The organism is Streptomyces sp. NPDC094034 (genome assembly GCF_040303865.1).
Taxonomy (GTDB): Bacteria; Actinomycetota; Actinomycetes; order Streptomycetales; family Streptomycetaceae; genus Streptomyces.
Genome location: NZ_JBEOUD010000018.1, coordinates 140538 through 157044 on the forward strand (window position 1 = coordinate 140538; position 16507 = coordinate 157044).

At 70.9% G+C, this 16507-nt stretch carries 14 protein-coding genes; 1 reads left to right on the forward strand and 13 read right to left on the reverse strand.

Annotated elements, in window-relative coordinates:
* Positions 1 to 26: 26 nt before the first annotated feature.
* The 11 genes from ABTZ59_RS18415 to ABTZ59_RS18465 form a co-directional block, all read right to left on the reverse strand.
* Positions 27 to 1193, reverse strand: a complete 1167-nt coding sequence (locus ABTZ59_RS18415; protein ID WP_351400114.1) for a hypothetical protein — start codon at positions 1191 to 1193, stop codon at positions 27 to 29.
* 193 nt (positions 1194 to 1386) lie between these two features.
* Positions 1387 to 2580 (reverse strand): sensor histidine kinase, encoded by a 1194-nt coding sequence (locus ABTZ59_RS18420; RefSeq protein ID WP_351400122.1) that lies wholly within the window; start codon positions 2578 to 2580, stop codon positions 1387 to 1389.
* Between the two features lie 217 nt (positions 2581 to 2797).
* Complete coding sequence (locus ABTZ59_RS18425) at positions 2798 to 4837, reverse strand: AfsR/SARP family transcriptional regulator (protein ID WP_351400132.1); 2040 nt, start codon at positions 4835 to 4837, stop codon at positions 2798 to 2800.
* A gap of 429 nt (positions 4838 to 5266) precedes the next feature.
* Complete coding sequence (locus ABTZ59_RS18430) at positions 5267 to 7081, reverse strand: ABC transporter ATP-binding protein (RefSeq protein WP_351400140.1); 1815 nt, start codon at positions 7079 to 7081, stop codon at positions 5267 to 5269.
* The gene (locus ABTZ59_RS18435; RefSeq protein ID WP_351400146.1) at positions 7081 to 8964 is read right to left on the reverse strand and encodes an ABC transporter ATP-binding protein; all 1884 of its coding nucleotides are present in this window, start codon (positions 8962 to 8964) and stop codon (positions 7081 to 7083) included. Before ABTZ59_RS18435 ends, ABTZ59_RS18430 begins: the two co-directional genes overlap by 1 nt.
* A gap of 112 nt (positions 8965 to 9076) precedes the next feature.
* Positions 9077 to 9199 (reverse strand): keywimysin-related RiPP, encoded by a 123-nt coding sequence (locus ABTZ59_RS18440; protein WP_249953513.1) that lies wholly within the window; start codon positions 9197 to 9199, stop codon positions 9077 to 9079.
* 43 nt (positions 9200 to 9242) lie between these two features.
* Positions 9243 to 9371: a lasso RiPP family leader peptide-containing protein gene (locus ABTZ59_RS18445; RefSeq protein WP_249953553.1), complete on the reverse strand. Its 129-nt coding sequence runs from the start codon at positions 9369 to 9371 to the stop codon at positions 9243 to 9245.
* A complete protein-coding gene (locus tag ABTZ59_RS18450) occupies positions 9310 to 9843 on the reverse strand; it encodes a lasso peptide biosynthesis B2 protein (protein ID WP_351400163.1) in 534 nt (177 codons plus the stop codon). Before ABTZ59_RS18450 ends, ABTZ59_RS18445 begins: the two co-directional genes overlap by 62 nt.
* Positions 9840 to 10097, reverse strand: coding sequence for a lasso peptide biosynthesis PqqD family chaperone (locus ABTZ59_RS18455; protein WP_351400179.1), 258 nt, complete (start codon positions 10095 to 10097; stop codon positions 9840 to 9842). Before ABTZ59_RS18455 ends, ABTZ59_RS18450 begins: the two co-directional genes overlap by 4 nt.
* Complete coding sequence (locus ABTZ59_RS18460; protein ID WP_351400185.1) at positions 10078 to 11928, reverse strand: asparagine synthase-related protein; 1851 nt, start codon at positions 11926 to 11928, stop codon at positions 10078 to 10080. The genes ABTZ59_RS18455 and ABTZ59_RS18460 overlap by 20 nt, the downstream gene beginning before the upstream one ends.
* Positions 11929 to 12108: 180 nt before the next feature.
* Positions 12109 to 12738: a TetR/AcrR family transcriptional regulator gene (locus tag ABTZ59_RS18465; RefSeq protein WP_351400191.1), complete on the reverse strand. Its 630-nt coding sequence runs from the start codon at positions 12736 to 12738 to the stop codon at positions 12109 to 12111.
* Between the two features lie 121 nt (positions 12739 to 12859).
* On the opposite strand from ABTZ59_RS18465, the gene ABTZ59_RS18470 reads away from it, so the two are divergent.
* Positions 12860 to 13606 carry an SDR family NAD(P)-dependent oxidoreductase gene (locus tag ABTZ59_RS18470; RefSeq protein ID WP_351400201.1) on the forward strand — a complete coding sequence of 249 codons (747 nt, stop codon included), beginning with the start codon at positions 12860 to 12862 and terminating at the stop codon, positions 13604 to 13606.
* Positions 13607 to 13779: 173 nt separating this feature from the next.
* On the opposite strand, the gene ABTZ59_RS18475 is transcribed toward ABTZ59_RS18470, so the two are convergent.
* Together ABTZ59_RS18475 and ABTZ59_RS18480 are read right to left on the reverse strand one after the other, a co-directional pair.
* Positions 13780 to 14634, reverse strand: coding sequence for a polysaccharide lyase family protein (locus tag ABTZ59_RS18475; RefSeq protein ID WP_351400210.1), 855 nt, complete (start codon positions 14632 to 14634; stop codon positions 13780 to 13782).
* Positions 14635 to 14639: 5 nt separating this feature from the next.
* Positions 14640 to 16217, reverse strand: coding sequence for an alkaline phosphatase D family protein (locus tag ABTZ59_RS18480; RefSeq protein ID WP_351400214.1), 1578 nt, complete (start codon positions 16215 to 16217; stop codon positions 14640 to 14642).
* Between the last annotated feature and the right edge of the window lie 290 nt (positions 16218 to 16507).

Here is a 16507-nt window from a genome sequence, read left to right on the forward strand (position 1 = left end):
GTGGGTGCTGTGGGTGCTTGGGCGCTCTAGGTGCTGTGGGCGCTCTGGGCGCCTTGTCCGGTCTGGGTGCCCTGGGCGTTCGGGACGGTGAGCGTACGGGTGTCCCCGGCAGGAGACGGCGCGAGCAGTGTGTACGAGGCCTCGACGAGAAGCCGGCCCTCGCTGTGCACCGTCCGTACGCGCACACCGCGCTCGGTCGGTTCCGGGATGTCCGTCTCGGGCGCGTCCGTCACCACGCTGACCCGTACCTGCCCGCCGCCGCGCACGACGGTGGCCCGCGCGCTGCGCTCGGCGGTCGCGAGCGCGGCGAGTACGGGCTCGGTCAGCGCGCGGCGCAGATGCCGGGGCACCGGAGCGGACACGCCCCGTACAGCGAGTTGCACATCGACCCCATGGCGTTCCGCCACCCCGATACCGGCCCGTAGTTCATGGAGCAGCGGGTCCGACGCGTGGTCCCGTTCGGCGAAGAGGCGTCGCAGCCGGGCGGCCTCGAACGCGCATCGGCGGCGTACCCGTTCGTCCCCGGGGTCGAGCGTGCCGTCCGCCAGCCCGGTCAGCAGCGGCAGTACCGAGCGGCCGAGATCGCGGTAGCGCGACCGCTGGTCGGCGTGGACCTGGGCGGAGACCGCCGCCTCGGTACGTACTCGCTCCTGCTCCCGTGCCGTGGCACCTGCGGCCGTCGCGCAGCCCCGCAGCAGCTTGGCCATCACCGCGGCGGCGATCTGGAACGCGCAGATGGCCACGGCGCTGACGGCCATACCGGCCGCGGCCTGCCGGGACGGGATCCCGGCGAGCGTCAACTGCCCGAGTGTCACGACGACATGGATCCCGAGGAAGAGCAGTGTCGCGTTCAGACCGGCGTCGAACAGCAGCAGGACACCGAACCAGCCGATCTCCAGAAACGTCCAGTGCGGAGTGGCGAGGTAGGCGTCGCCCGGCAGTTGGCTGGTGGCGACGACAGCCGCCACCAGCGCGCACACCAGCCCCGCCGCGACCCACGGGCGCGGTCTGCGCCGGCCGGCCACTCCGAGAAGCGCGTCGACCACGATGATGAGCGTCAGCAGTCCGAACGCGGTGAGCTGCACCCAGGCGTGCCGGTAACCGTCGAGGTTGGCCAGCAGGGCGGGGAGCGCCAGCCCGAAGTGGACCGCGGAGAGAATGGCGAGCCCCGCCAGCCGCAGCGCGCCGAGCATGCCCGCGGCGATACGGTCCGTCAGTGGATCGGACGCCGCTGGTTCGCTGTCGAGGGGATCGGGCGGCGGCCGCGAGGCGAGCGACCGCGGACCGGAAGACTGCGAACCGGAAGACCGGGGACCGGGCTGGGGACCGGAAGACTCCGGACTGGGCTGGGGACCGGGAAACTGGGGACCCGGAGACCGACGGTCGTCAGACATGGGGCCACTCCAGGCGTACGGCGGTGCCGTGGCCCGGCCGGGAGTCGACCGTCGCCCTGCCCCCGACAGCGGCCATGCGCTCGACCACCGAGCGGGCCAGCCCCTGGCAGTGCGGCGGAACCCGCGTCACATCGAATCCGGCGCCGTCGTCGCTGATGACGACCGTGACGGTGTCACCCTCCCGGCTCGCGGTCACCGTCGCGGAGTTGACGCCCGCGTGGCGCGAGACGTTGCGCAGCGCCTCGCCGAGGCTGCCGCGCAGCGCCGCGACGGCCGGCCGCCACATCAGGTCGAGGGTGCCGTCGAACTCGGTGCGTACGACGAGCCGGTGGTCGCCGATCTCCGCGACCAGTTCCCGCGCCACCTCCGTCTCACCGGACGTGGCCCGCTCCGACGCGAGACGCCGCAGGTCCTTGGCCGCCTGGGTGCGCAGTATTTCGGGCCGGAGGGACTGGCCGTGGGCCGAGACCATCAGCATGGTCGCGCACGCGGTGTCGTGCAGGGTGGCGAGATGTTCGCGCTCCGCCGAGCGCTGCGCCTGCGCCACTTCGTGCCGGCGCCGGGCGGCGGCGGCCTTCGTACCGACCGCGTCGGCGGCTCTGCTCGCGCGCAGCACCAGCCGGTAGAGGCCCTGGGCGAGCAGGCTCTGCACCAGCAGCCAGCTGACATTGGGCACCGCGTAGTCCCAGCCGTCGGGACGATCGAGCATGGCACCCGCCAGATCCACGGCGGACAGCAGCAGCGCCGTCGCCAGCGCGAGCCCCGCCGGGTACATCATCTGGTACCCGACCGCCACGATGCTGACGACCACCAGCAGCCAGGTATTGCCGTACCTGGTCTGGCTGTCCGGAATCGTCAGGTCCTGGGTGAGGCAGAGAGCGGTCAGCACCACCACGTCGGCGGCGAGCAGCCGCCGGGGGTGGGCCCCCGCCATCCCCAGCCGGTAGTGCAGAACGCTCCAGCCGAGCACGACGCAGGAGATGGCCGAGGCGACGGCCATACGGTCGGCGGGCATCGCCGGAACGGCCAGCACCGCGCAGGAGCAGACCACGACCATTCGGATGCGGTACGCGTAGCGGTACGCGAACCGTACGAACTCCCGCTCCGCGGGCCCAGGGCGCCGGGCGGCGTCCGTTCTCCCGGCGCGTTCGGGCGGGTCCTGAGAGTCGTCCGGCTCATGTGCCACTCGGTGCCCACCTGTCGCTGTTCCCCGTCGGTTTGTCGGTCGATTGACCGTCACACGTCGAGGTGCTCCAGCGATAGCGTTTCTTTGGTCACTGTGCGGACGCTTCCAGTCGGGGCGGAAGCAGTCCCACTGACCGTGCGCACACCTGCCTCATGGGGGTGGGCAGGGGCGCGCGGGAGATGTCCGGCGGGGCCGGGGGCCCCGCCGGACACTGGTGTCAGGGCACGGGGACGGCGACAGAAGCGGGTACGCGAACAGCCCCTGGACCGGGCAGGCCCGGTACGGTCAGGGCCGATACGGGCAACACGCGGGCAAGCGTCCTCGGGACGCGGATCAGACAGCCCGCCGGAAGCCGGAAGCGATCGGATCCGTACCTCTCCACCAGATGAACCTGCACGAGTTCATCGAGCAGACGCAGGGCCTCTTCCCGGGAGACGCCGAGCAGCCCCGCCGCCTCAGCCGGTCCGATCCCCTGCTCCGCCGCGTCCGGGGCCACGTCCGGGGCCGCGGCCGTGGTCGGGGCCGTACTCGTGGTCGCGAGGGGCCGCGCGCTCTCGACCACCGCTAACACCCCGTACAACCCGGCCGCCGCCTCGGTCAGCCCCTTCAGCGACCAGGAGAGCACGGTGTCCAGATCGGTGCCGTCCTCGCTCAGCCGGAACGCGTTGAGCGGCTCCTCACCCCGGATCTCCGTCACCAGCCGCCGCAGACTCACCTCCGGCTGGCGCGCGGCCCGCTCGGCGAGAATGCGCAGGGCGAGCGGCAGCCCCCCGCAGAGCGCGGCGAGCTCGTCCAGCGCGGCGCGTTCGTCCAGCACGGCGCGTTCTGCCGGTCCGGGGCGTTCCGCGGGGCGCCGGGCGCCCAGCAGCCGGTTGAGCAGATCGGCGGATCGTTCGTGGTCGAACGGGGCGAGCGTCAGACGCCGGGCGCCGTTCCTGACGACCAGACCACGCAGTTGGTTGCGGCTGGTGACCAGTGCGGTGCCCGCCGGTCCTGGCAGCAGTGGTCTGATCTGCTCGGGGCACATCACATTGTCCAGGAGCAGCAGCGTACGGCGGCCGGCCAGTTCGCTGCGCAACAGCGCGCTGCGCTCACCAACGCTGCCTGGCACCTCGTTGTCGGCCACCCCGAGCCCGATCAGCAGGGCGCGCAGGGCATCCGCCGGGCTCAGCGGATCGCGGGTGCTGAACCCTTCGAGATCCAGATAGATCTGACCGCCGGGATAGCGCTCCTGCCGCCCGTTGGCCCAGTGGATCGCGAGCGCCGTCTTGCCGACCCCGGCGGGGCCGTCGAGCAGCAGCACATTGCCCGTACAGCCCGGTACGTCGCGCCGCATGTCCGGGAGCTGCCGGTCGAGCGCGGCGAGTTCCTCCACCCGGCCGGTGAACGGAACGTCGCCCGCCGGAAGCTGGCGCGGCACGTACCTGCTCGGCCCGCCCGTCCGCATCCCGACCGGGACCCGGGTCCTGACCCCGGCGCGGCCCGCCGAGGCGATGAGCCCGGGGCTCGCGACCAGCATCTGCTGGTGGAGTTCGCGTAGTTCGGGGCCGGGGTCGACACCGAGCCGATCGCCGAGCAGGCGCCGGCAGCGCTCGTACTCGCGCAACGCCTCGGCCGAACGCCCGGTCCGGTAGAGCGCCAGCATCAGCTGTGCCCAGAACCTCTCCTGAAGCGGATCCAGGGCCAGCGTCTGCCGCAGCAGCGGAATGTGGTCGCCCGGGTCCTCCAGCTCCAGCCCGATGGCGATCCTGCGGTGTACGGCCCGGAGCCTCGACTCCTCCAGGGAGGGGAGAACGTCGCGGTGCAGCGAAGGGCCGTGGATCCCGGAGAGAGCCGGGCCGCGCCAGAGGGCGAGCGCGCTGTCGAGCGCCGCCGCCTCGGCGTCCGGCCCTGCCGTGACGGCCACCGCCGCCGCGTGTTCGGTCCGTTCGCGGAACTCGGTGCTGTCCACGGAAACCAGCTCACGGCTCAGCCGGTATCCGCCCCGCTGCGCTTCGATGACGGACTCTTCGGTGCCGCGGGCCCCGTCCAGCACGCGGCGCAGGCGTTTGATGTAGCTGCGGATGGTTGTCCGCGCGGATGCCGGAGGGTCGATCCCCCAGAGGCATTCGGCGATGTGGTCCACCGGCACGATCTGCCCGTGGTGCAGTGCCAGCGCGGCCAGCAGCGTCTGCTGCCGGCCGGCCGAGACGGTGAGTCGTGCGGTCCCGTGCGTCACTTCAAATGCGCCGAGCAGGCGCACATCGATCCTGTGCACTCGGTATTCCCCCTTGTGTGTGCGCCCGGCATGTGCCGCCGTCCGCACGTCGTCGGCCTGACGGCCGAGCCGGAGTCAGCGGCACCGCCATCCAGGACTCAACGAAATTTACCGTTTGCGATCCGGAGAGTGTGACGGCCATTCGACCCACATGGCGCATAGTGGCCATACCCGCATGGAAGCGGCTCCTTGGGAAAGCCGTCCCGGATGGCATGTCACGTCCCGTATCCCGAGCGACATCCCGTATCCCGGGCAACGCCCCACGCCGGCCCCGCCGCACCCGTCGGGCGCCCAACCGCGGATGCCGTGCCCACCGCCCCGGAGCCTTCCGACGGGTCGGACGCGGGCCCTTCAGATGCAGGCGCTTCCGACGCGGGCTCTTCATCTGCGGGAGCTCTCAGATGCGGCAGCTCTCAGATGCGGGAGCTCTCAGATGAGCGGGCGGGGGATGGCGGTGGGCTCCACACTCTCTCCGGCGAAGGACCAGTAGCCGATCAGCTCGGCGTACTCGGCCGACATCCCGAGGAGTTCATCATGGCTGCCCACGGTCAGTGAGTCCTGCCCGACGACGCCGATCCGCTCGGCGCGCAGAGCCGAGGTGATGCGGTGGGCCACCACGATCAGCGTGCCGGGCCGGGCTATGAACGCGTCCTCGACCCGTTCCTCTCCCACCCGGTCCAGATGACAGGTCGCCTCGTCCAGGATCACGACCCGCGCCTCGCTGACGTACACCCGTGCCAGCGTGATCAGTTGACGCTCCCCCTGGGAGAGCAGCCCGGGTGAGCCGATCACCGCGTCGTAACCGCCCAGTCGGCGCACCGTCTCCGCCAGCCCCAGCGCCACGGCCGCCGCGTCCAGCTCGCTCTCCGGCACGTCGGGGCGCAGAAGAGCGAGGTTCTCACGGAGCGTGCCGGCGAAGACGTACGACTCCTGAGGTACGAGGGCGACCCGTCGGCGCAGTTCCTCCTCGGCCAGCTCCGCCACCGGTATCCCGCCGATCGTCACTTCTCCGCTCCGCGCCTGTTCCAAGCCGCCGGCCAGACAGGCCAGGGTGGACTTGCCGATACCGCTCGGCCCGACGATCGCCAGATGCGAGCCATCAGGGATATCCAGGCTGATACGGGAGAAAAGCGGCTCGGCGTGCGGCCCATAGGCGAAGTGGACATCCCGCAGCGCGATATCGGTGCCCGTGCACGTGCCCGTGCCGGTGCCGGCTCCGGCGCCCGCCCCTGGGAACGAGCCGGTGCCGGAGGGCGGGCGGGGCGGGACGTCGATGAAGTCGCTGAGCCTGCGCAGCGTGACGGAGAGTTGAAGCCCCATGTTCGACACCGTCTGCACCATGGCGCGCAGCGCCGGCTCAATTCCCTGGAGCAAATAGAACATGGCCCCGACCAGCGCGCCGGGGGTCAGTACGGCCGAGGAAACGAGCCAGGACGAGGAGAGAAGGATGATCGCGAACGGCAGCCGCGTGCCCACCGCGACCACGGCGATACGCCCCGCGCCCGCTCGGGCACTGGCCACGGCCGCCGCGGCTTCGGCGTCCACCCCACCGCCCACTGTCCGCCCCGCCGTCTCCCAGGCACCGCATGTCACGACGTCCCGGATTCCGGTCAGTTGAGGACCGGCCCGCCCCGCCAGTTCCTCCTGCGCCCGGAGCAGGGCGACATGGCGTCTCCGGAGCACCCGGGAGAGCAGGGCCGTCAACACGACGGCGATGACCACCGCACCGCCCGTGATCAGCGCGAGCAGCGGATCCAGGGCGAACAGCCCGATCACGGCCGCCCCCATGGCCAGCGCGACCCCGCGCAGGGAGAGCAGCAGCCCGCCGGAGATCTGACGGACCGTCTCCACCTGGCGCGTGAGCCGGGCGACGGTGGAGACATCGGCCGTCGCCCCGCCGGAGTAGCCCGCCCCGCTCGCCGGGTAGACGGCGCGGTGCAGTCCGGCGTGGACCACCCGGCTGATGAGCGTGTCCCGGAACGACTCGACTATGGCCGCCGCGTGCGGCATGGCCTGTCTGGTCCCAAGCGTCCCGATCACCATCGTGACGCCGTACGCGAGCAGCAACACCAGTCCGTACGGGGCCCGGCCGGCCAGGAAGCCGCGGTCAAGGGCCGCCGCCACCAGCGTCCCGGAGAGCAGCACCGGCAGCGTCTCGACGAGCGACCATGCGGCGAGCACGCCGAGATTCCGGCGATGGGCTCGCAGAACGGGCCGTACGAGCCGCACGGTCTCCGACGCCATCACATCGCCCCCGAACGTTCTCGGCCGGTGTCACGCGCCGCGCCGCGCGCCGGGCCGCCCGCGGAGCCACCTGCCACACCGTCTGCCCCGTCCGACCCGTCTGACCGACCCGCCCCGTCCGACCCGAACGCCCCGTCCGCCCCGTACGTCGCCCTGTCCGACCCGGGCTGGTCCGGTCCTGCCCGGTCCTTCTCCCCCTGGTCCCCGCCGGCGCCGAAGACGGCCCGGTAGGCGGGGTCGGTCAACAACTTCCGGTGCGGGCCAACAGCGCGAACACGGCCCCGGTCCAGCCACGCGACCAGGTCGGCGTTGGCGGCGGTGGTGATCCGATGGGCCACCACGACGCGGGTGGTGCCGCGCAGGGACTCGTCCATGGCCCGGCCGATCTCGTTCTCGGTCGCCGTGTCCACGCTGGACATCGCGTCATCGAAGATCACAACCCGGGCGCTCCCGCAGACCGCGCGTGCCAGCCCGAGCCGCTGCAACTCTCCTCCCGACAGCCGCAGTTCGGCGAGAGGTGTCTGATAGGCGAGGGGCAGTCGACTGATGAAACCGTCGGCGTGGGCTGCCCGAGCCGCTTCCCGTACGGCGGTCGCGCTCACCGGCCGGTCGCCGTATCCGATCAGATCGGCCACGGTCTCGCCCAGCGGGTGGGGGCGCTCGAATGCGTACGCGATGGCGTCGCGGACCTCGCCCCGGTCCGTTACGGCCAGGTCGGCGCCGTCGAGTCGCACCTCTCCCTCGTCCGGTGGCAGCGCCGCCCCGGCGACCAGCGCCAGCGTGGTCTTGCCCGACCCCGATGCCCCGACCACCGCCAGGGTGGAGCCGGCGGGGATGTCGAGCGTCAGCCGGTCGAGTACGAGCCTGTCGTCCGCCCGTACGGTGATGTCGCGCAGCGTGAGCGCGCCTTCTCCCGGCGGCAGCGGCCGATCTCCTCTGCGGGGCAGCGGCGCGGCGAACACCTCCCAGAGCCGCTCGGCCGAACCACGCGCCCTGCCCAACTCGGCGAAGATGCCGACCTGGGACAGCAGCCGCATCGCGTACGTCAAGTAGAGCTGCGCCGCCAGCATCTGGCCGGGGGTCAGCCGCCCGGCCACCACCCCGTATCCGGCCGTGGCCAGCACACCGATCTGTAGCCCGGGTGAGAGCAGTGAGAGATACCAGCCGGCTCGGCGCTGCGCCTCCCAAAAGCCTGTTCCGGCGGCGTGGAGCCGGGGCACCGGGCGGAGCACGCGCTCCACCTCCCGGTCGAGGGTGGCGGACGCACGGATGGTGCGGGCTCCACCGACGGCGTCGACAAAGCGGTCGGACAACTCCCCGAGGGCTTGCTGGTACTGGCCGGTGAGCGTGGTGCTCCTGCGAATGAGCATCCGGGCGAGCAACCAGACGGCGGGCACACCGAGGGCGAAGACGAGCACGAGTCGCCAGTCGATGAGGAAGAGCGCGACCAGCCCGCCAAAGGCGGTCAGCGCGGCGAAGACCGCGTTGAGCAGATTCAGCCCCGCGCCGCCGGCTTCCGCCGTGCTCTCCAGCGAGCGGCTGAGCAGATCACCCGGCGTGAACCGGCTCCGTGCGGACAGTCCAAGGCGGAAGATCCGGGAGAACGTGTCATGCCGCAGCCGTGCGGTGGCCGTGGCCCTCATCCTGGCCTCGGCGATCTGCCCGGCGATCTCGGCGACCGTCATCGTCACGAGCAGGGCGCACACCAGGAGAAACGGGACCCTGTCGCCGGTCTGCCCGAGGACCACGTCGATCGCGTCGGACAGTGCGAGCGGCAGCAGCAGACCGGCGGCGCCCTGGAACAGGTGCAGCACCGCCACCACGGCGAACAGTCCCTTGTTCCGCCCTGCCGTTCCGGCCAGCAGTCGGTCACTCTCGCGCATCTGTCCCTCCCTCCCGTCTTTCTGTGCTGTCCGTCGTCGCCACCAGGCGCGGCGAGTTGCCCGCGTGAACGCTCGCCGCACCTGGTGATCCGTTGACGCCGACGACTGGTGATCAGTCGTTCTGGTTCTGGAAGAAGAAGTAGGCCTCGTTCGCTCCGTTACGGAAGAAGCCCGTCTCCTCGGTGAATTCCCCGAGCTCGATCAGCGCGGGAACCTCGTACATTTCCTTCTCCATGGTGGTCACCTCCCTCCCCCGTTTCCTGGTCACGCACGTGCGATTACTGCCAGGTGTCGAAGAACCAGGCGATCTCGTCCCCGTTGCGGATACCGAAAACCCCGGTCTCCTCACCGAACGAACCGAGCTCCATCACGACCGGAGCCTCGTAGCTCTCCTTCTCCATCTCCATGGTTGTCACCCCCTCCCCGATTTCCGTGTTCCGTTCCTGGCGAGGGAAGTTCGCCAGAAGCCTCGATGGTGATGAGCCGGGTGTAGTAACCGGCTTCTGTGGCCTCGTCGACCATGCGGCCCTCCGCCTCCACCCAGGCATGCGCGGCGAAGGGGGGCGCCTTGAGGACGCCTACGCACCAGGTCGGCCAGACCGAGCGGGTACGGCACAGGAGGGCCGTGGCGATCGACCGCACCAGACAGGCGCGGGCACCGCAGCAGCGCGGACTGACCGTGAGAACCGTGTCGCGTGCGAGTCCGGCCTCCGCCACCGTCGCCGGCCGCGCTCCCCGTCGTACCCGTATCAGCACGGCCCTGATGTGTCGGGGCTGCCGACGGGCGAGAACTCGGGCCGCGCCGACCACCGCGCGAGTCACCAGCCGCTGCCCAAGGGACACCGTCACCGCGTCGGCCGGCAGTACGGGGATGCTCATCGCTTCACCAGCCCGGCGGAACGCAGCGAGTCCAACAGAGCGTCGATGTCCTTACGCGCACGCGCCTCGCCGACGTCGTATCTGCCCGTGAGCGCGGTGACCGCCTCATCGACCGAGGCTCCCCGCGCGAGGGTGGAGAGCACGAGCCCCGCGGAGGAACTGAGCTGCCAGTAACGGCCGGTGCGCTCGTCCAGTACGACCACTCCGTATTCGGTCTCTGTCGTGGAGACATGGTCATGCAGCCGCAGTCCCATGAACCGGCTCCTCCCTGTCATGGCGGCGGTCGCCCGCCGGCTGATTCCTGGCGAACACCGCGCAATTGACGGTGGCGTCGAGGAACGCGTCCCGCGTCCCCATGTGCTGTGGTGACTCACCGGCGGCGAGTGCGTCGAAGTCGATGACGCCACGAGTGGTCAGCGGCGACTGCTCACAGAGTTCGAGAAGGGTGGGCCAGTGATCCCGCAACCCGCGCGCCGCTTGGACGCTCCCGCCCATCTTCGAGCCGCGCCGAAGAAACTCGTCGGGCAGCAATCCGCGCATCGCCGCCTTGATCAGAGGCTTGAATTCCATAGGAGAGTCGCGTTCCTCGTGGCGTACCGCGAAACACGCCTCCACCACTCGGTCATCGAAGAACGGGGCCTCGAAGGGCATTTCGAGGGTGGCCGCGTACTGCTGTGTGCCACGGATGATCCTGCTGCCGTCCCGCACCATGGCCAGCTCGGCGTGCAGCGCCCGGTCGGCCCCGAGCGGTTCTGCCGTCGCGGCCAGCTCCCCCAGCCTGGCCAGCAGCGCCGCCGCGGCGTCCCGGCTCAGCCAGCGCGGCAGCGCGACGGGCTGGTCCCACTCCATGCGCAGGTCCGACTTCACCTCGCGGACGCGCCGGGCCTCCCGCACGGTGCGCCGTAGCCAGGCGCGATAGCTCTCGGAGTCGAGCAGCTCGCGCAGGACGGGGATCAGCGGACGGTCATCGAGCGCTCGGGTGGTTCTGACCCGCCGTAGGGCCGCCAACGGACGTCGACGAAAGAGCGCGTGGTCCCACACCGGCAGACCGTGCAGCAGATGGTCGCCGCCCAGACCATTGAGGTAGGTCGTCGCACCTCTCGCGATCGCCGCCTCGATGCTGTAGCGGATACGGGGCGCGGTCAGATACGCCTGCGACGGCTCGTCCAGCCGCTCCCTCACATCGCCCATGCCCTCGAAGAACTGCGGCATGTCATCGAGACGGCCCACGTCGTGCCGGACGTTCGGCATGCTCGGCAGCGCACGACGCGCCCAGATCAGGTCTTCCATGCCGCCCGGGTCGTCGTTGTACATCGTCGTCGCGACGATCTCGGCCGGTCCCCTCGCCGCGAGACGGCAGAGCGGCGTCGAATCGAGACCTCCGGACAGATCGCAGTGCACCGTCCCGCCTGCCCGCGTCCTGACGTCCACAGCGGCTTCGAGCGCCCCCCGCAACCGCTCGGCGCCCTCCCGCCTGGACAACTCGGGCGCGGGCCTGCGCCACCAGACGACCGTACGTACCCGCCGTCCCCCCTCCTCCACGAGCAGCGCCGACCCGGGCGGTACTGCCTCGACCTCCCGCCACATCGGCTCCTCGGCCAGCGGATGCGGCAGCACCCGCAAGAGCCTGATGGCCAACGCGGTGTCGTCGAGGACGAACCCGCCGAGCCCGGCCAGGACATCCGCCCGGTCGGACACCACGCGCACCCCGTCGATCACCGCGTGGAACACCCGTCGCAGCCCGCTCGCGGACCCCTGCACCCGCAGCCGCTCCCCCTCGGCGGCCACCAGATGGAAGCTGCCGGCCAGGGAGTGCCCGAGGTCATCGAGCAACCGGACACCCCCCGGCCGCCCCAACTGCCCCCGCAGCCCCTCCTCCGTGGCGGAAGATCCCCCGACGACGGCGACCCGTACGGCCCCCGCCTCCGCCACCACCCGCTGCCGCTCCGGCCCACGAGCCAGTAGCAGCGGTCGGCCCGACGCATGACGACAGATCAGCTGAGCATCCGAACCCACCCGCCGGGCCACGCGCTCGCCCCCCGCGCAGTCCGGAAGCGCGATGAAGTACCAGCCATCACTGTTCACTTGCCCTCCTGCCGTCCAAGTCGCCGTTTTGCCGATGACTTCATGTTGGACGGCGGCCGTGGCAATGGGGTGGCACTCCCGTGGCAGATCAGTGCCACCCCCCTGACCTGCAAAAACGCCCGCCACCCGCGACCCGGTGTTCAGGCGGGTACAGGCAGACGGGCGTACAAGCAGGAAGCTTCAGCGGGCGGGCTCATGCGAAGACCGCTGGGCGGTCACGGCCTCCCATGCCCACATCGCACGTTCCGCGAGCATCTCCAGGTCCTCGCGCGAGGCGCCGTCGCGTGCCTGGACGGACATGCCCTGGAGTACGGCGGTATAGAAGGAGGCGACGGCGTAGGTGTCGGTGCCGGGGGCCAGATCCCCGTCCCGCACGCCCTGTTCCAGTCGTTCGGCCAGTTCCTCGATGCCGGCCTTGCGCAACCGGGCGAGATGGTCACGGACCGGTGCGTTGGACTCCGAGCAGTTCGTGGCGGCCAGCACGATCATGCAGCCGCCGGGCGTGTCCGCCCCGGTGTACTCGTACGCCCTCGCGCGGAGCACGGCGTTCACGGCGGCGCGCGCGGTGGGCTCCTCGGTGAGCGCACCGGCCACGGCTTGGCCGGCATTGGTCGTGTACAGCGCCACCGCCTCGCGGAACAGTTCCTCCTTGGAGCCGAACGCCGCGTACAGGCTGGGTGAAGCGATCCCCATGGCCGAGGTGAGATCTGCCATGGACGTCGCCTCGTAACCGGTGGCCCAGAACACCTTCATCGCCTGTTCCAGAGCCGTGTCCCGGTCGAACCCTCTGGGGCGTCCACGCGTGGTCACCTTCCCCACCTCTCCTCTCCCCCTGCATTTCTGTGTCGTTCGTTCAATATATGCCTTGACCCGCGCGGTGCCGCCCTGAGATCCTTTCTGTGCCGATCGACACAGAAATCAGGGGGATGGCATGAGCGAGTTGGCGGGGAAGGCTGCGCTGATCACGGGCGGCAGCAGGGGCATCGGAGCGGCAATCGCCCGACGGCTGGCCCGTGAGGGTGCGGATGTGGCATTCACGTACGTCAGCGCCGCCGGAGAGGCGAAAGCCGCCGATGTGGTGGCCGACATCAAGGAAATCGGCCGACGCGCGCTGGCGATCCGTGCCGACGCGGCGGACGACGGCGCTGCCGCGGACGCGGTGCGGCGGACGGCGGACGAATTCGGCCGACTGGACATCCTCGTCAACAACGCGGGGATATTCGCCAACGGGCCGATCGAGGACGTCACTCCGGAAGAGCTCGACCGCACCCTGGCCATCCATGTCCGCTCGGTGTTTCTCGCCTCGCAGGCCGCCGTAGGGTTCCTGCCGCGGGGCGGACGCATCATCAGCATTGGCAGCAACCTCGCCGACCACGCGCCTTTTCCGGGCATCACGCTGTACGCCATGAGCAAGGCGGCGCTGAGCGGCTTCACCAGAGGACTGGCACGCGAACTCGGCCCACGCGGCATCACGGCCAACGTCGTGCACCCCGGATCGACCGACACGGACATGAACCCGGCCGACGGCCCGGGCGCCAACACCCGAAGGGACCTGACCGCATTGGGCCGCTACCTCGACCCGGATGACGTCGCGGCCACGGTCGCGTTCCTCGCCGGCCCCGGCGGCCACAACATCACGGGCACGGCTCTGACCGTAGACGCGGGCACCAACGCGTAACGACACCGCGCGGGGGGCCGGGAGACGAAGAGACTGGGGCCGGGAGACGAAGAGACTGGGGGCGGGAGACGAAGAGTCTGGGGGCGGGAGACGACGGCCACCGGTCCGGACCACTCCATGAGGGGCGGACCGGACCGGTGTCATCGCCGTGCGGTTCAGTTCAGGAGGAAGGTTCAGGAGGACTGGAACAGTCCCAGTGCGTCGTAGGCGATCCAGGACCCCGCGGTCTTGGTCAGGGTCAGGGTGTTCTCGCCCGCGGTGAACAGGGCCGCGTCGAGGGCCAGTTCGTAGAAGGACGGCTTGAGCGGGCTGCCGGGCCGGGTGGCGTCGCCCTCCAGGGAGCCCTTGGTGGCGCCGCCGGTGAAGGTGAGCCGGGTGGCCGTGGCGCCGTTGACCGCCAGGTCGGCGGTGCCGGCCAGGGTCGCGTGCGCGTCGGTCAGCCAGAGGGCGAACCCGACCGGCCGGGTGGGCGCGGCGTCGAGGGTGAAGCGGAGGGTGAAGGTGTGCTGCCTGCGGCCGGCCCAGCTGTCGCTGGGACCGGGGTGCAGGTAGGACCAGTCCCTGGCAGCCGTGCTGCTGCCGTAGGTGAAGTCGACGTCGTGCGGGAACGTCGTCAGGTACTTGGAGCTGAGGTTGGGGGAAAGGGCGAACTCCAGCCCCTTGTGGTCGAAGGTGCCGACCTGGGCCAGTGGCGTGCCCGTGGACACCGAGGGGGTCGTGGTCGCGGAGACGGCGCGGCTCGCGCGGGAGCGGGCGCCGGAGGCGACCACCGTGACGATGGAGTAGTACCAGGTGACGGCTTGCGGGCCGAGGGTGGCGTGGGCAAGGTGCGGGTAGAGCGTGCGGGTCAGCAGGGTCGCCTCGGACGGCCGGGCAGCCGGGTCCTGGGAGGCGTACACCTCGTAGTGGTCGACGAGTCCGCCGTCGTACGGCTTCCAGGTCAGGTCGATCGCGGCGAGTCGGCCGGTCGCGGTCAGGCCGGTGACCGGGGACGGGGCACGGTCGCTGGTGAGGTGGTGGGTGGTCATTGCGGTCAGCTCGCCTTCTGCAGGCCGGGGTTCGCGGCCTCGGTCGTGAAGCGCACGAGGGTGATGGCCTCGGCGTCGGCATCGGCCTCGACGTAGGGAACGGCCCGGTAGTCGGCGGTCAGTTCGGTGTCGGTGACCCGGCCGAGTACGTAACCGCGGCGGCCGTCGTAGAACTTGGCCCATGGGTGCTGCAACCAGTCGGGCGCGTAGGTGTCCGTGGCAGAGCCGTCCCCGTCCGAGGCGATGGAGGTGCCGACGAGTTCCGAGCCGACGATCTTCGAGTCCGGGCGGGCGAAGTCGGCGAGCAGGTCTCCGGCGATGGAGCGGTGTGTGTCGCCGGTGAGCACCACGGCGGGGGAGGTGCCGGGTTCCGCCAGGACGTCGAGCAGCCGCTGGCGCGCGGCGGGATAGCCGTCCCACTGGTCGATACGGGAGTCGGTGACCTTCATGACGGCGACCTGCTGGGCCAGCAGGTTCCAGCGGGCGCGGGAGCGGCGCAGCCCGGAGTACAGCCAGCGTTCCTGGCTCGTGCCGAGCAGCGTACGCGCCGGGTCGGCCTGTGCGGCGGCGTTCGCGGGCTTGGAGTCCCGGTACTGGCGGCTGTCCAGGACATGCACCTCGGCCAGCGGACCGTACGTCAGGCGGCGGTAGAAGCGGGCATCGGGGCCGTGGGCCAGCGCGGACAGCGGCAGCGGGGTGTTCTCGTAGTACGCGCGGTAGCCGACCGCCCGGCGCAGCCGGAAATCGGCGGCGCCCAGACCGTAGTACGACGTCTCGTCGGCGTAGTCGTTCTGCACCTCGTGGTCGTCCGGGGTCAGTACCCACGCCGCCGCCGCGTGCGCCGCCTGCAGATCGGGGTCGGACTTCGTCAGGCCGTAGCGCACCCGGTACTGGGCCAGGGTGTTGGTCTCCGTGTCGTGGCCCGTGCCGAGCGCGGCGTTCTTGCGCCACAGGTTCGCGGAGGTGATCCCGTACTCGTAGACGTAGTCCCCGAGGAAGAAGACCACGTCGGGATCGTCGGCGACCATGCCCCGGTAGGCGGAGAAGTAACCGTGGTACCACGCCTGGCAGGAGGCGGTCGCGAAGCTGAAGGCGCCGCCCCCGGAGCGCGCCGACGGCGCCGTGCGCACCCGGCCGGCCGGGCTGAGGTGACCGGCCGCCCGGAACCGGTAGAAGTACTGGCGGCCGGGGCGCAGCCCGTTCACCTGCGGGTGCACCGCGTGGGCGAGTTCGGGTACCGCGACCGACCGGCCGCGCCGGACCACCCGGCGGAACCCTTCGTCCTCGGCCACCTCCCACTCCACGTCGTACGCGGCACGCGGCATGCCGCCGTGCCCATCGAGCGCCAGGGGCTGGGGCGCGAGCCGGGTCCACAGGACGAAACCGTCCTCGGTGGGCTCGCCGGAGGCGACACCCAGCCGGAAGGGGTCCTCCGTCAGGCGAGGGGCGGGTCCGGCGGCCTCCGCCGGCCCGGCCAGCCCGGCACCGGCGAGCAGGGCGCCGGCAGTGACCGCGGACAGTTGAAGCACCGTGCGGCGGCTCGGACCGCCGGGTCCGAAACGGCCGGACGTCGGTGATGACATGACGTACTCCCTGATCGATCTGGCGAACAAGGGGACGATCGTGTCGAAAGACCACGAAGCCGCGACCGAGGGGAAACCGGGGCACCAACAGTTCCTGTACGGTACACAAGTTGGCTTGCGGAACGGCCGCGCCTCGCATAGGCCGCGGAGCGGGTCTGCGGCGGCCGCGACCGCTCGTCGTACCGGTCGGCGGATCGCCTAGGTCCTGTCCGGTCGATCTTCGCGGATAAGCCCGCGGCGTCTGGTGCCGTGCATCGCAAGGCGGAGGATCGCCCATGTACTGGACGTAC

Coding starts and splice junctions, on each gene's coding strand:
- ABTZ59_RS18415 (WP_351400114.1), bottom strand. CDS start 1,193: ATGCTCGGCGCGCTGCGGCTGGCGGGGCTCGCCATTCTCTCCGCGGTC.
- ABTZ59_RS18430 (WP_351400140.1), bottom strand. CDS start 7,081: ATGGCGTCGGAGACCGTGCGGCTCGTACGGCCCGTTCTGCGAGCCCAT.
- ABTZ59_RS18435 (WP_351400146.1), bottom strand. CDS start 8,964: ATGCGCGAGAGTGACCGACTGCTGGCCGGAACGGCAGGGCGGAACAAG.
- ABTZ59_RS18440 (WP_249953513.1), bottom strand. CDS start 9,199: ATGGAGAAGGAAATGTACGAGGTTCCCGCGCTGATCGAGCTCGGGGAA.
- ABTZ59_RS18445 (WP_249953553.1), bottom strand. CDS start 9,371: ATGGAGATGGAGAAGGAGAGCTACGAGGCTCCGGTCGTGATGGAGCTC.
- ABTZ59_RS18450 (WP_351400163.1), bottom strand. CDS start 9,843: ATGAGCATCCCCGTACTGCCGGCCGACGCGGTGACGGTGTCCCTTGGG.
- ABTZ59_RS18455 (WP_351400179.1), bottom strand. CDS start 10,097: ATGGGACTGCGGCTGCATGACCATGTCTCCACGACAGAGACCGAATAC.
- ABTZ59_RS18470 (WP_351400201.1), top strand. CDS start 12,860: ATGAGCGAGTTGGCGGGGAAGGCTGCGCTGATCACGGGCGGCAGCAGG.
- ABTZ59_RS18475 (WP_351400210.1), bottom strand. CDS start 14,634: ATGACCACCCACCACCTCACCAGCGACCGTGCCCCGTCCCCGGTCACC.
- ABTZ59_RS18480 (WP_351400214.1), bottom strand. CDS start 16,217: ATGTCATCACCGACGTCCGGCCGTTTCGGACCCGGCGGTCCGAGCCGC.